The organism is Ruegeria alba (assembly GCF_022321465.1).
Lineage (GTDB): Bacteria > Pseudomonadota > Alphaproteobacteria > Rhodobacterales > Rhodobacteraceae > Ruegeria_B > Ruegeria_B alba.
The window spans coordinates 26,827-47,731 of the sequence record NZ_JAKOEM010000001.1 but is presented as its reverse complement, the minus strand read 5'-3'; the positions used below and the strand labels follow the sequence as shown (position 1 = coordinate 47,731).

Annotated in this window: 15 protein-coding genes; 6 read left to right on the top strand and 9 right to left on the bottom strand. The window is 63.8% G+C overall.

Features of this window, described 5'->3' with window-relative positions; translation table 11 throughout:
* Positions 1-2: 2 nt before the first annotated feature.
* Entirely contained in the window at positions 3-287 is a 285-nt protein-coding gene (gene yajC, locus MB818_RS00225) for a preprotein translocase subunit YajC (RefSeq protein ID WP_234136337.1), read from the bottom strand.
* A gap of 177 nt (positions 288-464) precedes the next feature.
* On the opposite strand from yajC, the gene MB818_RS00220 reads away from it, so the two are divergent.
* The 3 genes from MB818_RS00220 (at position 465) to serS (ending at position 4,185) form a co-directional block, all read left to right on the top strand.
* Positions 465-2,090 carry a mechanosensitive ion channel family protein gene (locus MB818_RS00220; protein ID WP_238903430.1) on the top strand — a complete coding sequence of 542 codons (1,626 nt, stop codon included), beginning with the start codon at positions 465-467 and terminating at the stop codon, positions 2,088-2,090.
* 245 nt (positions 2,091-2,335) lie between these two features.
* Positions 2,336-2,752 (top strand): SET domain-containing protein, encoded by a 417-nt coding sequence (locus tag MB818_RS00215; protein WP_234136335.1) that lies wholly within the window; start codon positions 2,336-2,338, stop codon positions 2,750-2,752.
* A 140-nt stretch (positions 2,753-2,892) separates the two neighbouring features.
* The gene (gene serS, locus MB818_RS00210) at positions 2,893-4,185 is read left to right on the top strand and encodes a serine--tRNA ligase (protein WP_238903428.1); all 1,293 of its coding nucleotides are present in this window, start codon (positions 2,893-2,895) and stop codon (positions 4,183-4,185) included.
* 39 nt (positions 4,186-4,224) lie between these two features.
* On the opposite strand, the gene MB818_RS00205 is transcribed toward serS, so the two are convergent.
* The 5 genes from MB818_RS00205 to MB818_RS00185 all read right to left on the bottom strand — a co-directional run bounded on the left by MB818_RS00205 (position 4,225) and on the right by MB818_RS00185 (position 9,696).
* Positions 4,225-4,866 carry a helix-hairpin-helix domain-containing protein gene (locus tag MB818_RS00205; RefSeq protein WP_238903426.1) on the bottom strand — a complete coding sequence of 214 codons (642 nt, stop codon included), beginning with the start codon at positions 4,864-4,866 and terminating at the stop codon, positions 4,225-4,227.
* A 93-nt stretch (positions 4,867-4,959) separates the two neighbouring features.
* The gene (locus tag MB818_RS00200) at positions 4,960-5,943 is read right to left on the bottom strand and encodes a fatty acid desaturase (protein ID WP_234143852.1); all 984 of its coding nucleotides are present in this window, start codon (positions 5,941-5,943) and stop codon (positions 4,960-4,962) included.
* Between the two features lie 179 nt (positions 5,944-6,122).
* On the bottom strand, positions 6,123-7,595 hold the full coding sequence (der, locus tag MB818_RS00195; protein WP_238903424.1) for a ribosome biogenesis GTPase Der: 1,473 nt from the start codon (positions 7,593-7,595) through the stop codon (positions 6,123-6,125).
* Positions 7,596-7,644: 49 nt separating this feature from the next.
* Complete coding sequence (locus tag MB818_RS00190) at positions 7,645-8,922, bottom strand: PQQ-like beta-propeller repeat protein (protein ID WP_238903423.1); 1,278 nt, start codon at positions 8,920-8,922, stop codon at positions 7,645-7,647.
* Positions 8,923-9,024: 102 nt separating this feature from the next.
* Positions 9,025-9,696 carry a tetratricopeptide repeat protein gene (locus MB818_RS00185; RefSeq protein ID WP_238903421.1) on the bottom strand — a complete coding sequence of 224 codons (672 nt, stop codon included), beginning with the start codon at positions 9,694-9,696 and terminating at the stop codon, positions 9,025-9,027.
* A gap of 238 nt (positions 9,697-9,934) precedes the next feature.
* On the opposite strand from MB818_RS00185, the gene MB818_RS00180 reads away from it, so the two are divergent.
* From MB818_RS00180 to MB818_RS00170, 3 genes are all read left to right on the top strand, one after another.
* Positions 9,935-11,176, top strand: a complete 1,242-nt coding sequence (locus tag MB818_RS00180; protein ID WP_238903419.1) for an efflux RND transporter periplasmic adaptor subunit — start codon at positions 9,935-9,937, stop codon at positions 11,174-11,176.
* Positions 11,173-14,967: an efflux RND transporter permease subunit gene (locus MB818_RS00175; RefSeq protein WP_234215908.1), complete on the top strand. Its 3,795-nt coding sequence runs from the start codon at positions 11,173-11,175 to the stop codon at positions 14,965-14,967. Before MB818_RS00180 ends, MB818_RS00175 begins: the two co-directional genes overlap by 4 nt.
* Positions 14,968-15,224: 257 nt before the next feature.
* A complete protein-coding gene (locus MB818_RS00170; RefSeq protein ID WP_234136326.1) occupies positions 15,225-15,479 on the top strand; it encodes a VPEID-CTERM sorting domain-containing protein in 255 nt (84 codons plus the stop codon).
* Between the two features lie 9 nt (positions 15,480-15,488).
* Here the strand turns inward: MB818_RS00170 and xrtE are convergent, their stop codons facing one another.
* The 3 genes from xrtE to MB818_RS00155 all read right to left on the bottom strand — a co-directional run bounded on the left by xrtE (position 15,489) and on the right by MB818_RS00155 (position 20,810).
* The gene (gene xrtE, locus MB818_RS00165; RefSeq protein ID WP_439653261.1) at positions 15,489-17,072 is read right to left on the bottom strand and encodes an exosortase E/protease, VPEID-CTERM system; all 1,584 of its coding nucleotides are present in this window, start codon (positions 17,070-17,072) and stop codon (positions 15,489-15,491) included.
* 112 nt (positions 17,073-17,184) lie between these two features.
* A complete protein-coding gene (locus MB818_RS00160; RefSeq protein WP_234162388.1) occupies positions 17,185-19,011 on the bottom strand; it encodes an ABCB family ABC transporter ATP-binding protein/permease in 1,827 nt (608 codons plus the stop codon).
* Between the two features lie 71 nt (positions 19,012-19,082).
* Positions 19,083-20,810 (bottom strand): LysM peptidoglycan-binding domain-containing protein, encoded by a 1,728-nt coding sequence (locus MB818_RS00155; protein ID WP_238903417.1) that lies wholly within the window; start codon positions 20,808-20,810, stop codon positions 19,083-19,085.
* Positions 20,811-20,905: the final 95 nt, after the last annotated feature.

Sequence of the window (20,905 nt, the reverse complement as noted above, 5' to 3'; positions counted from 1 at the left end):
GCTTACTTCGCCGGTTCGGTCTTGTTCAGCACCTGCGCGATGGTGGACTTGACCACGCGCACCTTGACGCCCTCGGCGATCTCGACCTCAAGCTCGCCGTCTTCCTTGACCTTGGCGACCTTACCGATCAGCCCGCCCTGGGTGATCACCTGATCGCCGCGACGCAGGGCGCTGACCATGGCCTGATGTTCCTTGACCTTCTTCTGCTGCGGCCGGATCAACAGGAAATACATGATCGCGAAGATCAGGATAAGCGGGAGAAACTGGGCGATTGCGCCACCATCCATGGGACATTCCTTTGTGCTGAGTGACGGGGAGCGGCCCCGCGAAATTTCCGGGAACCTATGCGCAGAACCACCGCTTTGCAAGTCAAGCGCGAAAGCGGATTTTTTGCCGATACTGCCCACTGGTCAGGTTGTCTCATGCGAGTATAGTCAAAGCAGAAGCAACGAGGAAAACCAACCATGTATCGACTGTTGGTGATAGCAGTACTTGTTATCCAGTACCTCTGTACATCCTTGGTTTCAGCTCAGGAAACGTCGGCGCCGGCTCAATCCTCTCAGGGAATATTTCAGGCCCCGGTGATCCTTGACGGGTCCCAACTGTTCCTGCTGCGCGGCGTGACTGGTTTGCCTGCTGAACGGCGCGCGCTCAGGGTTCATGAACGACTTGTACAGGTCGCCACGGCATCCGATTCCGCAACCGTCGACATTGAAAAGAGAAAAGAGCGCTTTGGTTATGTCATCTATGCCGATGGCGTCGAAATCCTGACCGTTACGCAAGCCGACGCCTCTCTTGAAAAGATCGACATAGAACTTTTGACCGATGTTCAAGCAAAGGTCATCAACGACGCGATCTTGACCTACAGATCCGAGCGATCAGACGAAGCCAGGATCGAAGGGGCGATCTATGCCATGGGCTGGACGCTGGCCTTTGCGCTTTTCACCTTTCTGGGTGCCCTTCTGCGTCGCTTCCTCAACACTCGGATCACCAAGCTGGTTCACCGAAACCTGGCCGAAGTCGAATCCGCCACCAAGGCACATGTCCGCGCCGATGCCATTGCCGCACTGATCCGGTTCGGGATCAGCTTCATCCTGTTGGTGATCTTTTTCCTGGGTGTTTACTATTATCTTTCGTTCGTTCTGCTGTCGTTTGCCGAAACGCGCTATGTCGCCCAGTTGCTGCTGACCTATGTGACACGGCCGGTTCTGAACATCGTCCTGGGGTTCATTAACTATCTTCCCAATCTCGTCACGCTTCTGATCATCGCGGCAGTCACCCAGTATATCATTCGCGGCCTGCGCATCTTCTTCGAAGCGGTCGAGGCGGGAAGTTTCGAAATCGGAAACTTCGAACGTCACTGGGTCATCCCCACTTTCAACCTCATAAGAGCGGCCTTGATCCTGATCGCGTTGGTGTTTTCGTTTCCCTACATTCCCGGGTCCGAATCTGCCGCGTTTCAGGGGCTGACCATTCTCGTAGGCGCGATGCTGTCGCTTGGATCGAACTCGGTGATGAACAATCTGATCTCTGGACTTTTCGTGATCTACCGCCGGTCCACGTCGATCGGGGATCGCATTCAGATCGGAGATCACCTTGGGGATGTCGTCGAAATAAAGCTGATGGAAACGCATCTGCGCTCGACAAAGAACGAACTGATCTCGATTCCCAACGCCCAGCTGCTGAATTCCGAGGTCGTCAACTACACCAAGCACTCGGAGAGCAGCGGCGTGATTCTGCATACGACTGTTGGAATCGGCTACGAGGAACCTGCGGAGAAGGTCGAGGCGATGTTGATCGAAGCGGCGCGACGCACCGACGGCCTCAGGATGCGCCCGGAACCATTTGTGCTCTGGACGGCGTTGGCGGATTACGCAGTCAACTATGAGATCAATGCCCATACGACTCGGGGCTCGAACATTCCGCGCATCAAGTCGGAGCTGCACCGCAATATCTTTGACGTATTCACCGAAAACGGTGTTCAGATCATGACGCCATCTTATGAAGCGGATCCGGAGGTGCCAAAGATTCCGACTGAAAAATGGAGCGGGAAACTGGCCCACGAGGCGTCAAAAGCCGACCAAGCCTGACCGTCGGGGATGGTTTGGAAGCCGGCTGGAAAACTCGCTGCAACCCGGTGACGGACATGATTTTGACCAGGGCCTGAACGGATACCGGCCTTTCTCGAGGGCCCAAATGAAATTCATTGCAACAGTCATCGAATCGGTGCCTTGTTGCGATGCGCGCGCCGCGGCGCGCGGGGAGGCAGGGAGTACGCCCCCCTTATCCCAGACCGGAACGCGGCCCGGCCATCCTTTACAGAAGGAACAGGCGCATGATGATGGTGCGCTGCTATCTCGCCCCCTCCGAAATCGAAGGGCTGGGGGTATTCTGCCATGACGACATCGCCCGGGGCGACAAGGTCTGGCGCCATGACAAGATGCTCGACATCACCTTTCCCGAAAGCAAGCTCGACAATGTCGAACCGCATGTGAAGGAATTCCTGGAGCGTTACAGCTATCCCGATATCAACCGGCCCGGATACCTCATCCTGGAAAGCGACGAGGGCCGGTTCATGAACCATTCGATGTATCCCAATCTGGATTTCTCGGATGGGATCTGGGGCGTGGCGCTGACCGATATTCCGGCGGGCACCGAGCTGACCTGCGACTATGCCGATTTCCTGACCGGCGTGATCCACATGCAGCCGCCGCGCCACAAGATCGCGGCCCCCCGCGTCGCCTTCAGCTGAGCCGGGCCGCAAGGTCAACCGGGGGCCGGGAGCAACACCCGGCCCCTTTCTCTGTCGGCAAGCCGGCGGGGGCGCTACACCCCGGCGCGCGGATGGTGCATAACCGGGCCAGTGAATCACCCAGTCCAAGGACCAGACCCATGCACGACATCCGCGCCATCCGCGAGAACCCCGCCGCATTCGACGCCGCGCTTTCGCGCCGTGGGAACGCGCCGGTGTCGTCGGACATCCTGGCCCTGGACGAAGCCCGCCGGGGCAAGATCCTGGCCGCCGAGACCGCTCAGGCCGAACAGAACAAGGCCAGCAAGGAAGTCGGCGCCGCCAAGGCACGCGGCGACGAGGCCGAATTCGAGCGCCTGCGCACGCTGGTGGCCGAGAAAAAGGCCGAGATCGCCGCGATGCAGGCCGAGGCCAAGGAACTGGACACCCAGTTGACCGACCTGCTTGCGGGCCTGCCCAACCTGCCCGCCGAGGACGTCCCGCAAGGGGCGGACGAGGAAGACAACGTGGAACTGCACCGCTGGGGTACCCCGCGCCAGATGGATTTCGCGCCCAAGGAACATTTCGACCTTGCCTCGGTTCAGGACGGCATGGATTTCGAGACCGCCGCCAAACTGTCGGGCGCGCGGTTCGTGCTGCTTTCGGGCGCCGTGGCCCGTATCCACCGGGCGCTGGCGCAATTCATGCTCGACACCCACAGCGAACAGAACGGGTTGACCGAGGTGAACGGTCCGGTGCTGGTCCTGTCCGAGATGATGTATGGCACCGGCCAGCTGCCGAAATTCGGCGAAGACAGCTATCAGACCCGCGAGGGCTGGTGGCTGATCCCCACCTCCGAAGTATCGCTGACCAATATCGTGAACGGCGCGACCATTGCCGAGGATTATCTGCCGCGCCGCTATACCGCCCATTCGCTGTGCTTCCGCTCCGAGGCGGGCTCGGCCGGCAAGGATACCCGCGGCATGCTGCGCCAGCACCAGTTCGAAAAGGTCGAAATGGTCTCGGTCACCCATCCCGATCACTCGGACGCTGAACAGAAACGCATGCTGCGCTGCGCCGAGGGCATTCTCGAGGCGCTGGGGATCCCCTATCGCACCATCGTGTTGTGCACCGGCGACATGGGGTTCGGCGCCCGGCGCACCTATGACATCGAGGCCTGGCTGCCCGGCCAGAACACCTATCGCGAGATCAGCTCGGTCTCGACCTGCGGCGATTTTCAGGCCCGCCGCATGAATGCGCGGTTCAAACCCGCCGACGGCGGCAAGCCGCAATTCGTGCATACGCTGAACGGCTCGGGCCTGGCGGTGGGCCGCTGCCTGATCGCGGTGCTGGAGAACGGCCAGAACGCGGACGGTTCGGTCACCCTGCCCCAGGCGCTGGCTCCCTATCTGGGCGGCAAGCTGACGCTGAACACGGACGGCACCCTGAGCTGATCTCAGGGAACCACACCAGACCGGAACGAGGCGAAGAAGTTACTTCTTCGCCTTTTTCTTTGCCTTCTTCTTGTCCTTGTCGGACTTCTTCTTGCCGGACTTCTTCTTGCCGGACTTCTTCTTGTCCGACTTCTTCTTGACCTTGGCTTCGGCCTTGCGGATTTTCTCTTCGAAATCCTTTTTCTTCTGCTTGGCCTTCTCTGCCTTTGCCGCTGCCTTGGCCTTTTTGCGGGCCTTGGCGTCGGCCTCGGCCTGTTCGGCCAGGGCCGCTGCCTCGCCCGCCCGGACCTCGGCCTCGCTTGCCTCGTCACGGGGGGACGCGGGCTTGGCGGGTGCCGACTGCGGGGGGGCCGCGGTGGCGGGTTTGGCCCGGACAGGGTCGGACTTCTTTGCCGTTGCGCCGCGCCCGGCAACCGGGCGGCGCGTGCGAGAGGTTCGCCCTGCCGGTTTGCGGGCCGGTGCGGGGCTGGCAGCCGGTGCGGCGGTTTTCGACGGAGGCGCCGATACCAGCGCCTGCGCTGCGGCATGAATGGCCTTGGCCCTGAGCGCGCCGATGCGCGGCAGGTTCATCAACCGTTCGATGCTGGCGGCGGCAACCGCCTCGGCACTGTCAAACCCGTTCTCGGCCAGCATTCTTGCCAATGCCGGGCCAACGCCCTCGATCTTCTTGACAGGGGTCATGTCAAACTTCCTTTGCCTCCCGTTTGTCAAAGATTACTCGTTGTATACACAATCTGTCTTTCCTCCGTGCCCCCTTCTTGCGGCATACGTGGTCTAGCCGGTCACCGTCTCGACCACGTCCGCGCGTCTCGGAAAGGGCACCAGGCAACGGGCGTCCTCATCCCAGAGCTTGAGGTTCAGCGCGGCCACCGCCTCGGTAAAGCGTATGCGGCGCGGCGCGTATTCGGGCGGCAGGTTGTAATGGCAGGCCCGCAGCCGATAGGACGGGATGCGCGCGTTGAAATGATGGATATCGTGCAGGGTGATACAGGCCACGGCCATATCGAACCACCAGCCGAAATCCAGCGCCGACGACCCCTGCAACGCCGCCAGCTGCGGGTCCAGATCGGGGCGGCGGTCCCAATAGGTATCCTCGAAATTATGCTGGAGATAGACGAGGAACACCCCGATCATCCCGCCCAGAAAGGAAAAGCCCAGCCAGACCAAAAGACCGGTCATCCCCGCCAGCGCCCAGAGCAGGGCCAGAAAGACGACAATGGAAAGATTGTGCAGCAGCACCCCGCGCGCCCCGAACCGGGTCGCGTTCTTGGGCCAGCGGTAGCGGATGAAATAGGTGAACGCCGCCCCCAGCGGGATCAGGATGAACGGGTTGCGATAGAGCCGATAGGCGAGCCGCGTGCGCCAGTCGGCCCCCCGCCATTCCCGCAGGGTCATGGTGTGGATCTCGCCGGTCTCGCGGTGTTCCAGATTGCCCACCCCCGCATGATGCAGGTTGTGGTTCTGCTTCATTACCTCGAAGGGCGCAAATGTGAAGGGCGAGAGGACGTGACCGGCCAGTTCGTTCTGCGTGCGCGTCTCGAACAGGGAGTGGTGGCCGCAATCATGTTGCAGCACGTAAAGCCGCACAGCCGCAAAGGCAAAGACCACCCCGGCGGGCACCAGCACATACCAGCGATCCACATGGGTGATCGCCAGAGAGAGCGCGGTGAAATAAACCGCGAATGTCCCGAAATAGCTCAAAGCGGCAAGGCGGTTGTCCTGCACCGCGTATTGACGTGTGTATGCTCTCAGATCCATCTCCGCACCGCTCCCTCGGATGGCCGGGTTCTCTTGCAACAGACGACTTGGGTGCGCGACGCAGGAATGACAAGCGCGCCGCGACAAAGAAACCTTTGCGTACATAGTGATAGCGCCGCAAGCGGGTATTTGTCACCCGCTGCGACAATAAGCATCGCATGCTGGCATGCGTCTGCGACCTAGCCGCGCGACTTGAGGTGCTTGGTCAGGGCGCCGGCATTCTTCTTGCGCCGGCCCTTGTAGGGGTTCTTGTCCCCCTGCCCGCGCAGTGTCAGGCGGATCGGCGTGCCCGGCATGTCGAAATCGGCGCGCAGACCGTTGACCAGATAGCGCGAATAGCTTTCGGGCATCTTGTCGGGATGGCTGCACATCACCACGAATCCCGGCGGCCGGGTCTTGGCCTGGGTCATATAGCGCAGCTTGATCCGCTTGCCCTGCGGCGCGGGCGGCGGATGCTGTTCCAGCATGCCGATCAGCCAGCGGTTCAGAGCGGCGGTGGGAATGCGGCGGTTCCAGACCGCATGGGCGCGCAGGATCGCGGCATGCAGACGATCGAGCCCGCGCCCGGTCTTGGCCGACACGGTGACCAGCGGCGCACCGCGCAGCTGCGGCAAGAGCCGGTCAAAGCTTTCCTTCAACTCGCGCAGCTTGTCCTGCTTGTTTTCCTCGACATCCCATTTGTTGACCGCGATCACCACCGCACGGCCTTCACGCTCGGCCAGGTCCGCAATCCGCAGGTCCTGCTGTTCAAAGGGGATGGCCGCGTCGAGCAGCACCACCACGACCTCGGCAAACTTGACCGCGCGCAGCCCGTCCGAGACCGAGAGCTTTTCCAGCTTTTCCTGCACCTTGGCCTTCTTGCGCATGCCGGCGGTGTCGAAAATCCGCATCGGCGTGCCGTCCCAGTCGATCTGGAGCGAGATGGCATCACGGGTAATCCCCGCCTCGGGACCGGTCAGCAGACGCTCTTCGCCCAGGATGCGGTTGATCAGGGTCGATTTTCCCGCATTGGGACGGCCCACCACAGCAACCTGAAGCGGCTTGTCTGCGGTGATGACGGGAGCCTCCTGCACGCCGCCCTCGGCGACTTCTTCTTCCTCCTCGGGGTCGAGGTCGACGTCGGTTTCAGGCGCCTGCTCTTCGGCGGTCTTCTCCATCTTGTCGGCCAGCGGCATCAGGATGGCATAGAGATCGTTCAGCCCCTCGCCGTGTTCGGCGCTGAGCCGGATCGGCTCGCCCAACCCCAGCCCATAGGCCTCGATCACGCCGGCATCGGCGGCCGCGCCCTCGGCCTTGTTGGCGGCCAGGATCACGTGCGCCGAGCGGCGACGCAGGATATCGGCGAAGATCTCGTCATTGGGGGTCACGCCCGCACGGGCGTCGATCATGAACAGGCAGATATCGGCCATGTCCACCGCCCGCTCGGTCAGCCGCCGCATCCGGCCCTGCAGACTGTCGTCGGTGGCGTTTTCCAGCCCGGCGGTGTCGATCACCGTAAAGCGCAGATCGCCCAGCCGCGCCTGCCCTTCGCGCAGGTCGCGGGTCACGCCCGGCTGGTCGTCGACCAGCGCCAGCCGTTTGCCGACCAGACGGTTGAACAGGGTGGATTTGCCCACATTGGGCCGCCCCACGATGGCGAGGGTCAGAGACATGGCACTCTACTTTTCTAGACTCAGACGCGCCCTATAGCGCGTCCGCGCGTCAACGGAAAGCGTGCAGTTGGCCCGTGGCCCCCACGACATAAAGGGTATTGCCCGCCACCACCGGCCCGGTGGTGGCCCCGCCCGGCACCTCGACCCGGCTGATCATCGCCCCATCCTCGGGGTTGTAGAGCCGCAGATAGCCGTCATTCGAGGCGACGATTACCCGCCCACCGGCCAGAACCGGGCCGTAATGAGCATAGCTGGCGCCGCGCTTCTTGGGCTTGTCCTTGACGAAACCGGGCAGGTCCTGGGCCCAGATCACGCTGCCGTCGCTGGCGTCGAGGCGGACGATCTGGCTGCGGTCGCTGACCAGGAACACGCTGTCACCCGCCGGCCAGACCGGTCCCAGCGCGCCTTCGGTCGCGGTCCAAAGCCGCTCGCCATTGTCGGCGCGAAACGCCACGGTACGGCCCGAATGGTTGCCCGCGTAGACGGTCGACCCCTGGATCACCGGGCTGCCGGTGACATCGCCGATCCGCGCCGCCGCGCGGCCCTTGCGCTGACCCGAGACCGAGGCCGCCCAACGGCGCACCCCGCCGTTGCGGAAACTGCCGATCAGGTCGCCCGAGCCAAAGGCAAAGATCACCAGGTCCGAGGTCATCGCCGGCGCCGGCGCGCCCAGGACGTTGCCGACGCTGGGCGTGGCCTGAACCTGCCAGGCGATGCGCCCGTCCTTGATGTTGATGGCCCAGCCGGTATCGTCTCCGGCCACCAGATAGAGCAGCCCGTCGCGGATGGTCGGCGTGCCCGAACCGGTCGCGTTCAGCTTCTGCTGCCAGCGCACCGCGCCGGATTTGGCGTCGAGCGCGGTCAACATGCCATAGCCGGACGAGACATAGAGAATGCCATCGGCATAGGCCATGCCACCGCCGGTGGCCTGTCCCTCGTCCTCGCCCGGCGGCACCAGATCGGTCTGCCAGGCCAGCCCGCCACCCGGCGTCACGCCCGAGACGCGGGCGGCGCTGTCGAGCGTATAGATCAGCCCGCCCGCCACCACCGGATCGGCGGTGATGCGCTGACGCTTTTCATCACCCGATCCGATCGGCGTCGACCAGATCCGTTGTGGCGTGCTGCGCAGGGCGGGATGGGCGGTGCGGAACGCCTCGGTGCCCGGCGCCTGTGCCCAGGTGCTGTTGGCCTGTTGTGCCGGCAGGCGGATGGCGCGGCCCTGATTGACCACCGCGTCGGTGGCACCGGGGCGGATATCCTCGCGCTCACCGGGCAGGATCACCTCGGGTTCGGCACAGGCCGAGAGCAGCAGCAGCGCGCTGCCCATCAGGGATGCCCCAATCCGGGAGAAAGAGCTGGTCACCATGGTCGAATTCGCCTGTCTTTCGTTTTCTCTTTGCCGCCGCGCGGCGCTGTCCGTGTCCCGGGCTCAGCCCTGGCGGGTGGGCAACGGTGCGGGTTCGGCGCCCAGCGCCACCATCAACTGAGTTGCGCGCTGTTGCAAGTCTGTGCTGACCTCGGCGTCCTCGCGAATGGATTGCAGCCGGGCCAGTGCGGCCTCGGTGTCGCCTTCGGCGATGTCGATCAACGCCAGTTGTTCCAGCGCCAGAAGGCGCAGCGGTGCGCCGGGCAGCGCTAGGGCCTCGAAACGCTGACGGCGGTCGCCCACAGACAGAGTGTCGGCCTGCAAAAGCAACGCTTTGAACGAAGCAATCTCGCGATAGATCGAAGGTAAATCACCTTGCACTGCAAGGCTCTCAAGCCGGCTGATGGCAGCGGTCTTGTCACCCTTGCCGGTTTCGGCCGCCGCCGACAGCAGCGCCAGAACCGCCGCACCACCTGTGCTGTCGGGTTCAATCCCCTCGAGCGCCTCGGCGCGAGCGGCGGCATCGTTGGAGGATAGCGCCGCAATCACCGCGTCGCCCAGGGCCTCTGCCTTGGCGGTCGCCTGGGCCTTGGAATACTCGTTCCAGCCCGCGCCGCCGACGATGGCCAGCACCGCCACCCCGCCGATCCAGCCCCAGCGCTTGAGCAGCAGGAACATGCGATCGCGGCGAACCTCTTCGGTGACCTCGTCAATGAAACTGTCGGTGTCGCTCATGCCTGGCCCCTGCCCTGTTGTCCTGACCTTTTCCGGTTCCGGCCTCTCATACCGCGCGCCACGCGGCAAGCCAAGAGGCGGCAGACTTGCATTTTTCTTGCCCATTTGCCCCAATGGGGCGAAAAATCAAATGAACTGAGCGGTTCAGTATGGACAAGACGTTACGGAAACCCCATGTCTCTGCGCAAACGGCTCGGGATGCGCATTTAACCCGGGTCGGACTGAAGAAAGGCATTTGATGCGACTGGTACCCTTCCTAACGGCGATCTTGGTAACCGTCACACTTTACATGATGGTTTTCGAACGCGAGACACTGATGGTCTTTGCTAAAGCCGAGTCCGCCAGTCAGGCCGTAACGGCCAGTCCGCCTGCCGCTGATACCGCCGGTGCCGCTTTTGCCGATACTGCTGCTATCGGAGTGGTCGTGCTCCGCTCGCAGGCGACCGAGATCGACAGCGCGGTGGTGCTGCGCGGCCAGACCCGCGCCATACGCCAGGTCGAAGTACGGGCCGAGACCACCGGAGCAGTAATTTCGGAACCCAAGCGCAAGGGTAGCTTTGTCGAGGCCGGCAATCTGCTGTGTGAACTCGACCCCGGCACCCGCCCCGCCAGCCTGGCCGAGGCACGCGCGCGCAAGGCGCAGGCCGAAAGCTCGATGCCCGAGGCCGAGGCGCGGTTGGACGAGGCCAAGGCGCGGCTGAAAGAGGCGCGCATCAACGACAATGCCGCTCAGAAACTGGCCGAGACCGGTTATGCCTCGGAAACCCGCCGCGTATCGACCGAGGCCGCGGTCCGGTCGGCCGAGGCCGGGATCAAGGCCGCCGAGGCGGGGCTGGAAACCAGCCGCGCCAGCATCGAGGCCGCCACCGCCGCCGTGGCCGCCGCCCAGCGCGAGATTGACCGACTGACCATCGAGGCCCCGTTTCAGGGCCTCTTGGAAAGCGACACCGCCGAGCTGGGCAGCCTGCTGCAACCCGGCGCGCTTTGCGCCACCATCATCCAGCTCGACCCGATCAAGGTGGTGGGCTTCATCCCCGAGACAGAGGTGAACCGGGTGCAGGTCGGTGCGCTGGCCGGGGCCGAACTGGCCACCGGGCTTCAGGTGCAGGGTCGTGTCACATTCCTCAGCCGCTCGGCGGACGCGACCACCCGCACCTTCGAGGTCGAGATCACCGTCGCCAATCCCGAACTGCTGATCCGCGATGGCCAGACCGCGACAATCGCGATCTCGTCCGACGGGGCCAAGGCGCACCGGCTGCCGCAATCGGCGCTGACGCTGAACAACGAGGGTGAGTTGGGCGTGCGTACCGTCGAAGAGGGGAACAAGGTTGGCTTTGTCCCGGTTGAACTGGTGCGCGACACCCCGACCGGCATCTGGGTGACCGGCCTGCCCGAACAGGCCAATGTAATCGTGGTCGGTCAGGATTTCGTGACCGAGGGGGTCATCGTAACGCCGACCTGGCGGGAGGCTTCTGAATGACCGGTATCGTCGACTGGGCCGCGTCCCGGGCGCGGATGGTTCTGGCCTTTATCGCCATCTCTCTGCTGATCGGCGGCTTTGCCTATGTGAGCCTACCCAAGGAGGGCGAGCCGGATATCGAGATCCCGGCGCTCTTCGTGTCGGTCAGCTTTCCCGGCATTTCCGCCGAGGATAGCGAAAGCCTTCTGGTCAAGCCGATGGAGACCGAGCTGGCCGATCTGGACGGGCTGAAGAAGATGTCGGCCACCGCTGCCGAGAACTATGCCGGCGTGGCGCTGGAGTTCGAGTTCGGCTGGGACAAGACCGCTATCACCGCCGATGTGCGCGACGCGATGAACACCGCCCAGGCCAGTTTCCCCGACGGGGCCGAGCAATATACGCTGACCGAGATCAACTTTTCAGAATTTCCTATCGTCATCGTCAACCTGACCGGTTCGGTGCCCGAGCGTACCATGGCGCGGGTTGCCAAAGACTTGCAGGACGATCTGGAATCGCTCGACTCGGTGCTCGAAGCCGGGATTGCTGGCAATCGCGACGAAATGCTTGAGGTGATCATCGACCCGCTGCGGCTCGAGGCCTATAACGTCACCGCGCTCGAGCTGATCAACGTGGTGCAGAACAACAACCAGTTGATCGCGGCGGGTGAGATCGAGAGCGAACAGGGCGCCTTCGCGGTCAAGATCCCCTCGTCGTTCAAAACTGCACGCGATGTCTATGACCTGCCGATCAAGGTCAATGGCGACCGGGTGGTGCGGCTGGGCGAACTGGCGCAGATCAACTACACCTTCGAAGACCGCAAGGGCACCGCGCGGTTTGACGGCGAGAACACCGTCGCGCTGCAAGTGGTCAAGCGCAAGGGCTTCAACCTGATCGACACGGTCGAACAGGTGAAGGAGACCGTGGCCAAGGCCCGCGCCGCCTGGCCGCCCGAATTGCAGGCCGCCGTTCAGATGGGCACCTCGAACGACCAGAGCCGGGTCGTGGGCTCGATGGTCAGCCAGCTCGAAGGCTCGGTCCTGACCGCGATCGCGCTGGTGATGATCGTGGTGCTGGCCAGTCTGGGCAGCCGCGCCGCCCTGCTGGTGGGCTTTGCCATCCCGACCTCGTTCCTGCTGTGTTTCGCCTTTCTGGCGGCGATGGGCGTGTCGATCTCGAACATCGTGATGTTCGGTCTGATCCTGGCGGTGGGCATGTTGGTCGACGGGGCCATTGTGGTGGTGGAATATGCCGACAAGCGGATCAAGGACGGCATCGGCCCGATGCATGCCTATGTCGAAGCGGCGCAGCGGATGTTCTGGCCGGTGGTCTCGTCCACGGCGACCACACTCTGCGCCTTTCTGCCGATGCTGTTCTGGCCGGGCGTGCCGGGTGAGTTCATGGGGATGCTGCCGGTCACGCTGATCTTCGTGCTGTCAGCCTCGCTGGTGGTGGCTTTGATCTATCTGCCGGTGATGGGCGGCGTTTCGGGACGCATCAGCCGGTTGTTCAACCGCATGTCCGACTGGCTGCGCGCACGCACGCCCTGGGTGGTGCGCGCGGCCCTGGTTCCGCCCGCGCTCTACGGCATGTTCCTGGGTGCGATGCAGCTGTTGAACCCCGCCTATCTGCTGCCGACCGGAGCGCCGGGCGGGACGCTTGTCGGCGCTGTGCTGTTCCTCATGTCGGCCTTTGCGGCCTCGGTCACGCTGGGCGCGGCCCGGATCGAGATGCCCCAGCGTCGTGTCGCCGCCCCCGGCGGGCACACGCCCTTTGGCCATGTGATCAAGTTCATCGCCGGCAACCCGGTAATGCCCATCGTTTCGATCTTTGTGGTGTTCTTCGCCGTTTATCAGGTGGTGTTCGTCATCTTCCCCGAGCGCTCTCTGGGGGTCGAATTCTTTGTCGAAAGCGAACCGGAACAGGCCACCACCTATGTCCGCGCGCGGGGCAACCTGTCGCTGGCGGAAAAGGACGTTCTGGTGCGCCAGGCCGAAGAGGTGATCGCGGCCCATCCGGCGGTGGTCAACGTGTTTGCCTTTGCAGGCGAAGGCGGGTTGAACCAGAACAACGGCGGCGCCCAGGCGCCCGCCGATACCGTCGGCCAGATCCAGTTCGAGATCATCCCGTGGGAGGACCGCCCAACCGAGACCCACCCGCTGAGCGGCTGGCTGGGTAGCCGGCTGAGCGCCTGGCTGGGTTTCGAGGAAGAGGTGGTTGCCGCCGAATATGACGGCGATTTCGTGCTGGAACAGCTGAGCAACGAACTGGCAAAACTGCCCGGCATGGTGGCCGAGATCGAAGCGCTGGGCCGTGGCCCGGCCTCAGCCAAGCCCGTCCATCTGCGCATCAAGGGCGACGATTGGAACACGCTGCTGGCCACCACCGGCCAAGCGCGCGCGAAATTCGAAGAAACGGCAGGCCTGATCAAGATCGACGATAACCTCCCCCTGCCCGGCATCGACTGGCAGATCGACGTGGACGTGGCCAAGGCGGGCCGCTTCGGCGCCGATGTGGCCACCGTGGGCGCCATGGTGCAGCTGGTCACGCGCGGCGTGTTGCTGGGCGAATACCGCCCCGCCGATGCCGATGACGAGATCGAGATCCGCGTCCGCCTGCCGGAAAAGGACCGGGTGCTGAGCACGCTCGACACGCTCAAGGTGCGAACGCCCGAGGGGCTGGTGCCGCTGTCGAACTTCATCAGCCGCAAACCGGTCGAGAAACTGGCCAAGATCAACCGCGTCGATCAGAAACGCTATTTCGACGTCAAGGCGGATGTGGAGCCGGGCCTGTTCAAACTGGTCTCTGCCGACGATCCGCAGGTGGAACTGGCCGTGCTGCGCGCGCTGCCGCAAGGGGTGACGCCAACCGGCGAGGTGTTAACCCGCCCCGCTGATGGCGCACTGTTCCAGATCGTGAGCATTGGCGGCTTCGAAAGCGCCGCCGCCGCACGCGACGCCGTCGACACCGGCAACGCACGCTTTGCACCGATCAATGCCAACGAGCGTATTCTCACCCTGACCCAGTGGTTGGAGACCGACCCGTTCGGCCCGGCGGTGGAATGGGAATGGACCGGCGATCAGGAGGACGAGAAGGAAAGCCAGGAATTCCTGTCCAAGGCCTTTGCCGCGGCGCTGGGGCTGATGTTCATCATCCTGCTGGCGCAGTTCAACAGCTTCTACAACTCGGTGCTGGTGCTGCTGGCGGTGATCCTCAGCACCACGGGCGTGCTGATCGGCATGATGGTGATGGGCCAGCCCTTCTCGGTGATCATGACCGGCACCGGCATCGTCGCGCTGGCCGGGATCGTTGTGAACAACAATATCGTGCTGATCGACACCTATCAGGAATACAGCCGCTACATGCCCCGGATCGAGGCCATCGTGCGCACCGCAGAGGCGCGGATCCGGCCTGTGTTGCTGACCACGATCACCACCATGGCGGGCCTGACGCCGATGATGTTCGGGCTCAGCCTCGATTTCATCAATGGTGGCTATTCGATCGACAGCCCCACCGCGCTGTGGTGGAAACAGCTGGCAACGGCGGTGGTGTTCGGCCTGGGTATCGCCACCGTGCTGACCCTTGTGGTGACACCCTCCCTGCTGGCGCTCCGCGTCTGGGCATCGACCTATCTGGTGATGATCGGGCGCGGCCTGGCACGGATCACAGCAGGACGCTCCAGCCGCATCGCCCGCGATATGATCCTGCGCCGCTCGGCCAAGCGGCTGAAGGCGACCGAGATCATCTGGGACCCGATGCTTGCCCCCACGCCGCCGCAGATCGCGTCGGAGCAGCCGCTTAAGGCCGCGGAATAAGCGCCTCTGCGCGGCGAGTCGCTGTCGGTGTAACGCTGCTACTCCGCTCGAAATACCGACTCGACCGCGAGCCTGAGACCAGCAACTGACCACAAATTGGGCGCAATCCTCAGCTTTTACGGTCGATCGTTTCCAGTTTCTCTGCGAATTTCGGAAAAACCATCTCGAAACATGGCAAAATCTTGCAAAGATTGAGGCAAAATAGCATTCTTTCCCTCAACATTGATATGATCCGGCATGAGAAGGAAACCTGCACAATGTTCAGTAAGAGTTTCGCTGTTGCGAGTGCCGCTCTCTCGGCACTGGTTCTGACAACACAAACCGCGTCCGCGCAGACCTTTAGCTGGTCGGACTGGTGGGGTGGCTGGAGCTATGGCGGCGGGAGCGGCAGTAGTGGTGGCACCAGTTCCGCTGTACCTGAGATCGACGCGTCCACCGGGGCGTTGGCCCTCGCAGCCGTTGCGGCAGGCTTGCTGCTTGCGCGCGAGTTGCGCCGCCGCAAGACCCGCTAAACGCACGCTTCAGATCAACGACCAGTCGCCGGTGATCAGCGCAGTCAGCGCGATAATGCCATTGGCGACTGCGTGAGCCGCGACGGCGTCGCTCAGACGTCCCTTGCGCATAGCGATCCAGGCAAAGATAAGACCAGCCAATCCGGCCTCGACCACCCGTCCGTGCAGCAGAGCAAATGAAAGGCTGGTGACTACCACCGCCAGCGCCCTCTGCCACGGTGCCGGGCCATTCAGCAGCCGTAATAAATATTCTCTGAAGAATGCTTCTTCGATCACCGGCACCAACAAAGTTGTGCCGAGGATTCGGCACAACACCCAGCCCGCCAGCGCCGCGCCGGTCAGGTCTGACAGACCCGCAGGTGCAGGGCCGCCACGAAAGGTCAGGAGCCAGCCCACTCCCACCGCCACCCCGGCCAAAAGGGCTATGGGGTCCAACCGCCGGTCGAAAGCGAGCAGCGGCTTGCGGAACAGCCACAGTGCCACGGCCATCAAAGCGACCTGAAGCGGATATCCAAGCGCCGGAGATTGCCAGAGGCTCTGCACCAGCAGGCCCGACAGCATGAAAACGATGAATGGCGCGATCAGCGCCGCATTGGTGTCATGGCGAAAGGCAGTGCGCGGCTCTGACCTCGGTGCCACAACACTCGCCCGGTGCAACGAAGGTCGCGACTGCACCACCCAGATCACCCCCAGCGCCAACAGGGTAAAGAACAGCCAGCCGGCAAAGCTGTGAAACCCGTTCACCGCCAATTCCGGAGAAATCCGTGCCCCGATGGCGATCAGCGCAGCGATGCGCAACACGTTGAACACCCAGCTGACCAGCAATGCCAACGGAAAAACGATCAACCAGAACCGGCCCAAGCGTAGCGTGTCACGCATCAGAACCGAGTATATCACGAAAAATCCGGTGGTTAGGGCAAAACCCTCGATCCCCGAACAGGTGCCCGCCATTTCGACAAAAAAGTCCTCGGTACCAATGGTGGCCACCTCTGGCGTCAGCACCACGTGAAAGCCCAGTGCCGCCAGCACCACCGCCACCCCATAGAAGGTGGCCAGGATCAGGCCGCGAAATGCCCACCAGAACGGCGCCAGCGCATCGGCCAGATCAGGGATCAACGCCGCCACCAGCACCACCAGCGCGAGACCTGCGCCACCCTCACGCAGCAGACCGAACATTTGGCGGCGCGGCACCAGCAGGAACAGCGCGCCCGTTGTCGCCAGAACCGCCCCCGCCAGCAGCGTGGTCAGATGCGCCTGGAAATCTGCGTTCAGACTGGCCGGATCCGCCCTGAGCCAGGGCACAAAAATCAGGCCCAACCCGATCAGATGCACCGCCCACCAGCGCCGCGCCTCGCTATCGGCGGTGTCGGCGGCGCTTATCAGACGGCGGCGCAGATGCGGGCGGAACCAGATGAACAGGCCCAGACCGATGCCGACACAGAGGATACGGATGGTCGCGCTGCGCAGCGCGCGGCAGGCGGTCTCGATTTCGGTCAGGCGGCATTCGACCGAGGAAAAAATCTGAAAGATCAGGACGATGGCCAGCATCTCCAGAGCAAAAAGAACCGTCAGCTTATAAAATTGGTGCCGCAACGCCGCGTCGATCCTCGTAACGCGCCCGCAACCCACGGGCGCGTCATAGCTATCGCGCGAAAAGGGCATCACTGTGAAGGACAAATGACACTTCCATGGCGCTAGGGGCAGCTTAGGCGGCCTCGTCCTCGCCCGCCTGCTGGCGCGTCCAGAGCTGGGCATAGCGCCCGCCGCGCGACAAGAGCGCGTCATGGGTGCCCTGCTCGACGATCTCGCCCTTTTCCAGCACCACGATCTTGTCGGCCTCGGCGATGGTGCTGAGGCGATGGGCGATGGTGATCACCGTGCGCCCCTCGCCCGCAAGGGCCAGCGCTTCCTTGATCTCCTGCTCGGTCTCGGTATCCAGCGCGCTGGTTGCCTCATCCAGCAGCAGGATCGGTGGGTTCTTGAGCAGGGTGCGGGCGATGCCCACCCGCTGTTTCTCTCCCCCCGACAGTTTCAGCCCGCGCTCACCCACCTTGGTGTCATACCCTTCGGGCAGCGAGGCGATGAAGTCGTGGATCTGGGCTGCACGCGCCACCGCTTCGACATCGGCCTGGGTGGCGTTCTCGCGACCATAGGCGATGTTGTAACGGATGGTGTCGTTGAACAGCACCGTGTCCTGCGGCACCACGCCGATGGCGTCATGCAGGCTGGTCTGGGTCACATCCCGGATGTCCTGCCCGTCGATGCACAGCGCGCCGCCGGTCACATCATAGAACCGGAACAACAGCCGCCCGATGGTCGACTTGCCCGAGCCGGTGGCCCCAACGATGGCCACGGTCTGTCCCGCCGGCACGTCGAGTGTCACGCCCTTGAGGATCTCGCGATCCGCCTCATAGCCGAAGCGCACATCCGTCAAAGTGATCGCGCCGCCGCTGACCTTGAGCGGCGCGGCACCGGGTTTGTCGCTGACCTCGGCGGGCTGTTCCAGCAGGTCGAACATCTCGCCCATATCGACCAGCGCCTGCCGGATCTCGCGATAGACGGTGCCCAGAAAGTTGAGCGGAACGGTGATCTGGATCATATAGGCGTTGACCATGACGAAATCGCCCACGGTGAGTTGCCCCGCCTGTACCCCCAGCGCTGCCAGCACCATGACCCCGATCAGGCCGCAGGTGATCAGGAAAGATTGGCCAAAGTTGAGAAACGCCAATGAATACGAGGTCTTGAGCGCCGCGCTGGCATAGGCCTGCATCGACTGGTCATAGCGGTTCGCCTCCCGTTCCTCGGCGCCGAAATACTTGACCGTCTCGAAATTCAGCAGGCTGTCGATGGCGCGCTGGTTGGCCTCGGTATCCTGATCGTTCATCTCGCGGCGCAGTTTGACCCGCCATTCGGTCACCGCGAAGGTGAACCAGATATAAAGCGCGATGGTTCCCACCACCACGGCCAGATACCAGACATCGAACAGGTACATCAGGATTGCTGCCACCAGCACCAGTTCCAGGATCAGCGGCCCAATGGAAAACAGCATGAAGCGCAAGAGGAACTCGACCCCCTTGACCCCGCGCTCGATGATCCGGCTCAGCCCTCCGGTCTTGCGGGTGATGTGATAGCGCATCGACAGCCGGTGGATATGGCGAAAGGTCTCCAGCGCCAGCGCCCGCAGCGCCCTTTGCCCAACCGGCGCGAACAGCACGTCACGCAACTGCTGGAACCCCACTGTCATCATCCGTGCCACGCCATAGGCCACGGTCAACCCGACCGCGCCCAGTGCTAGCGGCGGCACACCCTCGCCCGCCAGCGCGTCGACCGCGCCCTTGTAGAGGATGGGGGTATAGACCGCGATCAGCTTGGCCAGCACCAGCATCGCTAAGGCCACCACCACCCGGCGTTTCACCCATCCCTCGCCCTCGGGCCAGAGATAGGGCGCCACCCGGCGCAGGGTGCGCCAGCCCGAGCGGCGCTCGGCGGATGCGGTCTGATCCGCCGGGGCGGTGTGTGCCAGTCGTCTCATCACGTACCCTCGTTGCGGTCAGAGCGTCGGTTCGGGGTAACCCCTGGAGCGTGGCGGCACAAGGCCGCCGCTTACTCGGGCACGGTAAAGACCTGGCCGGGATAGATCAGGTCGGGGTCGCGGATCGCATCGCGATTGGCCTCGAATACCTTGACGTAGAGCACGCCATCGCCATAGCGCTCGCGTGAAATCGCCCAGAGCGTATCGCCCTTCTGCACGGTGACCGCGCGCACCGGTGGCTGTTGGGGTGTGGTGCCCGGCTCTGCCGCAGGCTGGGCCGGGCGCAGCACCTCGGGCGCCTCGCGCTTGAACGGGGTTTCCAGCCGGCTCAGCACCGCCCCCTGCGCATCCAGCTCGTCCAGCCGCAGCGTATAGACACCGGGCGCGATATCCACGATCTCGCCGCGCCATTTGCCCAGCGCATCGGCGGTCATGTCGGCCACCGCGCGATTGTCGAAATAGGCCCGGATCAGCGAGCCGACATTGGCGCGGCCCGCAAGGCGCACATTGCCCGCATCGTTATACCCGATCGTATCCAGCGCCACCCGGAGGGATTCCGCGGTCTGGGGTTGCTCGGCGGGCTGGACCAGTTCCACCCCGCTCTCGTCCGAGCGCAGCACCGCCACGCGGGCGGGCGTTTCGGGCGTGGCGGCGGGTTGTGGCGCCTCGGCGGTCTGCTGTTCGGCGGTCTGTTCGGTGGCAGGCTGTTCGCTGACAGCCGGTTCGGTTGCGGCGGGCGTGGCCGGATCCGCTGTTGCCTCGGTGGTCTGTTCCGGTAAGGCGGGCTGCGGTGCGGGCTGGGGCGCCTCGGCCGTTTCAGCCGGTTCCGGCTCCGGCGCGGGCGCAGGGGCTGTCGCCTCGGCACTCGCGATCACAGGTGTTTCGGCCGCATCCTCTGCGGGCACTTCGGCGCGCGCGGTATCGGTGGCGGGCGCCGGTTCGGCTTCGCTTGCCGCTGGTGCGGGCTCGGGCGCGGCTTTTGCAGTCTCGACCGGTTGCGCTTCGGGCTTGACCTCGGCAGGTTCGGGTTGCGCCTCGGGCGTGGCCTCGGCAAGCTCGACGGGTTCGGGCTGCACCTCGGGCGTGGCCTCGGCAAGCTCGACGGGCTCGGGCTGCGCCTCGGGCGTGGCCTCGGCAACCGCGACCGGCTGCGGTTCGGGCAGCGCGGCAAGGATGTAATCGCCAGACAGCGCCTCTTGCCCGTCGCGGGCGGCGCGCAGGGTCAGAACGCGGGCGGCGGCGCTGAACGGCACCGTCAGGAACTCGGCGAATTTGCCATCGCGGGGCACCTCGAAATCATGCAGTGCCGCGCCATCCAGCAGCACCGCGATTCGCGCGCCTGCGGGCGCGGTACCCGAAAGCAGCGCGGTGCCGTCGGGCTCGACAAAGATCTGATCCAGGACCGGCGCACCAAGCACGGCCAGCTGTTCCGCTGTCTCAACCGGAGCGGCGGCTGCTTCGGGCGCGGCCTCGCTCTCTGCTTCGGCGGTGGCTTCCGGTTCCGGCGTGGCGGTCTCGGCTGTGGCCTCGGGTTCCGCAACAGGCGCGGCTGCGACCTCTGGCGCGGGGTCGGACTTGGCTTCAGCCGTTGGCTCGACCGCTGCAACCGCGGGGTTTTCCTCTTTTTCTTCAGAATCTTGTGGAGCATTGGCCACAACGGAAACCGGCGCTGCCGGATCCTGCCTGCCGCCGATCACCCCACCAAAATAGAGCCCGGCCACCCCGGCCACCAGAACGCCCCCCGCAACGACTGCCCAGCCAATACCGCCAAGCCCCCCGGTTCCGGTTTCTCCTGCCATGTCCGTCCTTCCCCATTCACGGATCAGACTCACGGTCCGGTCCGTCCCATCACGGTTGAGCCGCCCCGCCGTTCCCGATATCAGAGCCCCATCTC